This window comes from Blastococcus sp. MG754426 (assembly GCF_021699055.1).
In the GTDB taxonomy this organism is placed as follows: Bacteria; Actinomycetota; Actinomycetes; order Mycobacteriales; family Geodermatophilaceae; genus Blastococcus.
Genome location: NZ_SSXC01000136.1, coordinates 1 through 3,580, shown reverse-complemented (window position 1 = coordinate 3,580; position 3,580 = coordinate 1). Strand labels below are relative to the sequence as shown.

Annotated in this window: 3 protein-coding genes; all 3 read right to left on the bottom strand. The window is 75.1% G+C overall.

Annotated elements, in window-relative coordinates; all coding sequences use genetic code 11:
• Positions 1 to 262 precede the first annotated feature (262 nt).
• Genes lgt through trpB form a run of 3 tightly spaced genes read right to left on the bottom strand, consistent with a single transcriptional unit; the run spans position 263 to position 3,362 of the window.
• A complete protein-coding gene (gene lgt / locus E9549_RS22465; RefSeq protein ID WP_236828815.1) occupies positions 263 to 1,219 on the bottom strand; it encodes a prolipoprotein diacylglyceryl transferase in 957 nt (318 codons plus the stop codon).
• Positions 1,216 to 2,016: a tryptophan synthase subunit alpha gene (gene trpA / locus E9549_RS22460; RefSeq protein ID WP_236828813.1), complete on the bottom strand. Its 801-nt coding sequence runs from the start codon at positions 2,014 to 2,016 to the stop codon at positions 1,216 to 1,218. Before trpA ends, lgt begins: the two co-directional genes overlap by 4 nt.
• Positions 2,013 to 3,362 (bottom strand): tryptophan synthase subunit beta, encoded by a 1,350-nt coding sequence (gene trpB / locus E9549_RS22455; RefSeq protein ID WP_236828812.1) that lies wholly within the window; start codon positions 3,360 to 3,362, stop codon positions 2,013 to 2,015. The genes trpA and trpB overlap by 4 nt, the downstream gene beginning before the upstream one ends.
• Positions 3,363 to 3,580 lie beyond the last annotated feature (218 nt).

Genomic DNA, 3,580 nt, shown 5'->3' with positions numbered 1-3,580 from the left:
GGCCCGGGCCGGAGGTCAAGGGCGGCGGAGATGGCGGCACGTGCGGATCGCGGGGCACCGGGGAGGCGCAGGTGGCCCTGACCGGCTGACGCGCGGACCCACCGGTGGGTGCCGGTGAGCCGTCGTCCGCGGGGCAGCACTGGCCCGGTCCGACAGTACGACCTCGCCAGGGTCTCTGGCGGGTCAGGCGGAAGCGTACACAGCCGTAACACCGCTCTGACACGCCTGACGCCGATCCGTGACCGTCCCCACGCCCGGACGGTCAGCTGGCCGGCGGCGTCCCGTGATCGTCCTCACGGGCACCGGCCGCCGTCGCCCCCGACGCCCGTCCGGACGGCTCCGGGGCCTGCCGGTCGGCCGGCTGCCCGCCCGCCGCCGCGGCGCCCCGGTCGATGACCTCGCGCGGGCGACCGCGCTGCCAGACGAGGTAGGCCACCGCCAGCAGCCCGACGACGATCGAGGTGAAGACGTTGATCCGCACGCCGAACAGGGTCTCGGCCGGATCGGTGCGGAGGAGCTCGATCCACAGCCGGCCGGCGCAGTAGGAGGCGACGTACAGCGCGAACGCGCGGCCGTGCCCGAGCCGGAAGCGGCGGTCGGCCCAGATGACCAGCGCCGCCGCGGCGAGGTTCCAGAGCAGCTCGTAGAGGAACGTCGGGTGGAACGTGCCGAGGACCACCGGTTCGCCGTCGGCCCCGGTGACCGCCCGGCCGCCGCTCCACTCGTAGATGGTCAGCGCCCACGGCAGGTCGGTGGGGCCGCCGTACAGCTCGTTGTTGAACCAGTTGCCCAGCCGGCCGATCGCCTGGGCGACCAGCAGCCCGGGCGCGAGCGCGTCGGCGAAGGCGGGGAGCGGGATGCCGCGCCGGCGGCAGGCGATCCACGCCCCGACGCCGCCGAGCGCGATGGCGCCCCAGATGCCCAGGCCGCCCTCCCAGATGGCGAAGGCGCGCAGCGGGTCGCCGCCCTCACCGAAGTAGGGGCGGGGGCTGGAGATGACGTGGTAGATGCGTCCGCCGACGATGCCGAACGGCACCGCCCAGACGGCGATGTCCAGGACGTCGCCGGGCGCCCCGCCGCGGGCGACCCAGCGCCGCTCGGTGAGCAGGACGGCGGCGACGATGCCGGCGACGATGCAGAGCGCGTAGGCCCGGATCGGCAGCGGGCCCAGCTCCCACACGCCCTGGGTGGGGCTCGGCAGGGCGGCGAGGACGGTCATGCCCGCACCCCCGCCCGGCGGACGCCGGCGGCGAGGTCGCCGGTCAGGGCGCGGACCCCGTCGACACCGCGGCCCTCCAGGAGCTCGCGCACGTAGGCCGAGCCGACGATCACGCCGTCGGCGAAGGCGGCCACCTCGGCGGCCTGGTCGCCGTCCGAGACGCCCAGGCCGACGCACACCGGCAGGCCGGGGGCGGCCTCGCGGGTGCGGGCGACGAGCTTCTCGGCGGCATCGCCCACCGTGGCCCGCGTGCCGGTGACCCCCATGGTGGAGGCCGCGTAGACGAACCCCCGGCAGGCGGCGGTCGTCGAGCGGAGCCGGGCGTCGGTGGAGGACGGCGCCACGAGGAAGACCCGGTCCAGGTCGGCGCCCTGGGCCGCGGCGATCCACGCCGCCGCCTCGTCGGGGATCAGGTCGGGGGTGATGGCCCCCGCTCCCCCGGCCGCGGCCAGGTCGGTGGCGAACCGCTCGACGCCGTAGCGCTCGATCGGGTTCCAGTAGCTCATCACCACGGGGACGGCGCCGGCCGCGGCCACCGCCTCCACCGCGCGGAGCACGTCGCGCATGCCCACACCGGCGCGCACGGCGACGTCCACGGCCTCCTGGATCACAGGACCGTCCATGCCCGGGTCGCTGTAGGGGACGCCGATCTCGATGACGTCCGCCCCGGCCTCCACCGCGGCCACCATGGCGTCGATGGAGCCCTGGACGTCCGGGTAGCCGACGGGCAGGTAGGCGATGAGCGCGGAACGCCCCTCCGCCTGCGCCGCCCTGATCCGTTCCTGCAGCGCGCTCACGCCGTCTCCCCCGCGTCCTGGCCGGCGACGGCCTCGGCGTTGCTGACCGCGCCCTCGGTGGGCCGCTGGTCGGTGTCCATGCCGGCGCCGGGATCGACGTGCTCCCTGTCCCCCAGGCCGAACCACCGGGACGCCGTCTCGACGTCCTTGTCCCCGCGGCCGGAGAGGTTCACCAGCAGCAGCGCGTCCGGGCCCAGCTCCCGGCCGAGGATGAGCGCGCCGGCCAGGGCGTGCGCCGACTCGATCGCCGGGATGATGCCCTCGGTGCGGCAGAGCAGCGCGAACGCCTCCATCGCCTCGGCGTCGGTGACCGGCCGGTACTCGGCCCGCCCGATGTCGTGCAGGTAGGAGTGCTCCGGGCCGACCCCGGGGTAGTCCAGGCCCGCGCTGATCGAGTGGGACTCGACCGTCTGGCCGTTCTCGTCCTGCAGGAGGAACGAGCGGGCGCCGTGCAGCACGCCCGGCGTGCCGCCGGTGATGGTCGCCGCGTGCCGCGGGGTGTCCACGCCGTCACCGCCGGCCTCCAGGCCGACGAGCCGGACCCCCTCGTCGGGGACGAAGGCGGTGAAGATCCCGATGGCGTTGGACCCGCCGCCGACGCAGGCCAGGACGGCGTCGGGGAGCCGCCCCTCGCGCTCGAGCACCTGGGCGCGCGCCTCGTCACCGATGACCCGCTGGAAGTCGCGGACCATCGCCGGGAAGGGGTGCGGACCGGCGACCGTGCCGAAGACGTAGTTCGTCGTCTCCACGTTCGTCACCCAGTCGCGGAACGCCTCGTTGATCGCGTCCTTGAGCGTGCGGGAGCCGGTGGTCACGGGGATCACCTCGGCGCCGAGCAGGCGCATGCGGGCGACGTTGAGCGCCTGGCGGCGGGTGTCCTCCTCGCCCATGTAGACGGTGCACGACAGGCCCATGAGCGCGGCAGCGGTGGCCGTCGCGACGCCGTGCTGGCCTGCGCCGGTCTCGGCGATCACGCGGGTCTTGCCGATCCGCTTGGTCAGCAGCGCCTGGCCCAGCACGTTGTTGATCTTGTGGGAGCCGGTGTGGTTGAGGTCCTCGCGCTTGAGCAGGACCCGCGCGCCGCCGGCGTGCGCGGCGAACTTCGGCACCTCGGTGATGGGGCTCGGCCGGCCGGTGTAGTCGCGCTGGAGCCGGGCGAACTCGGCGAGGAACGCGGGGTCCACCCGCATGGACTCGTAGGCCTCGGTGAGCTCGTCGAGCGCGGCGATCAGCGCCTCGGGCACGAACCGGCCACCGAAGACCCCGAAGTGCCCGGTGGCATCGGGCCAGCCCGGCCGCGCCGGGAGCGAGAGGTCTCCGGTCTGCGGTGGGCTGGTCGTCGTCATGCGCACAGTGTCCCGCGCCTCGGGCCAGGTTCGCCGCAGGGGTGCGCGCGACGTCACCGGATCGGACCAGCGCACCGGCTCCGCCGTCGGGACAGATCCGATCGGCGGACCGGCCGCGCGGTCAGAAGGGTGGTGGGTCGTCGTCGGGGTCGGGTGTCCGGTCGGCCGGGTCCGGTGGTGGTTGGGGTGGTGTGGTGAGGACGCGGTAGCCCGGTGGG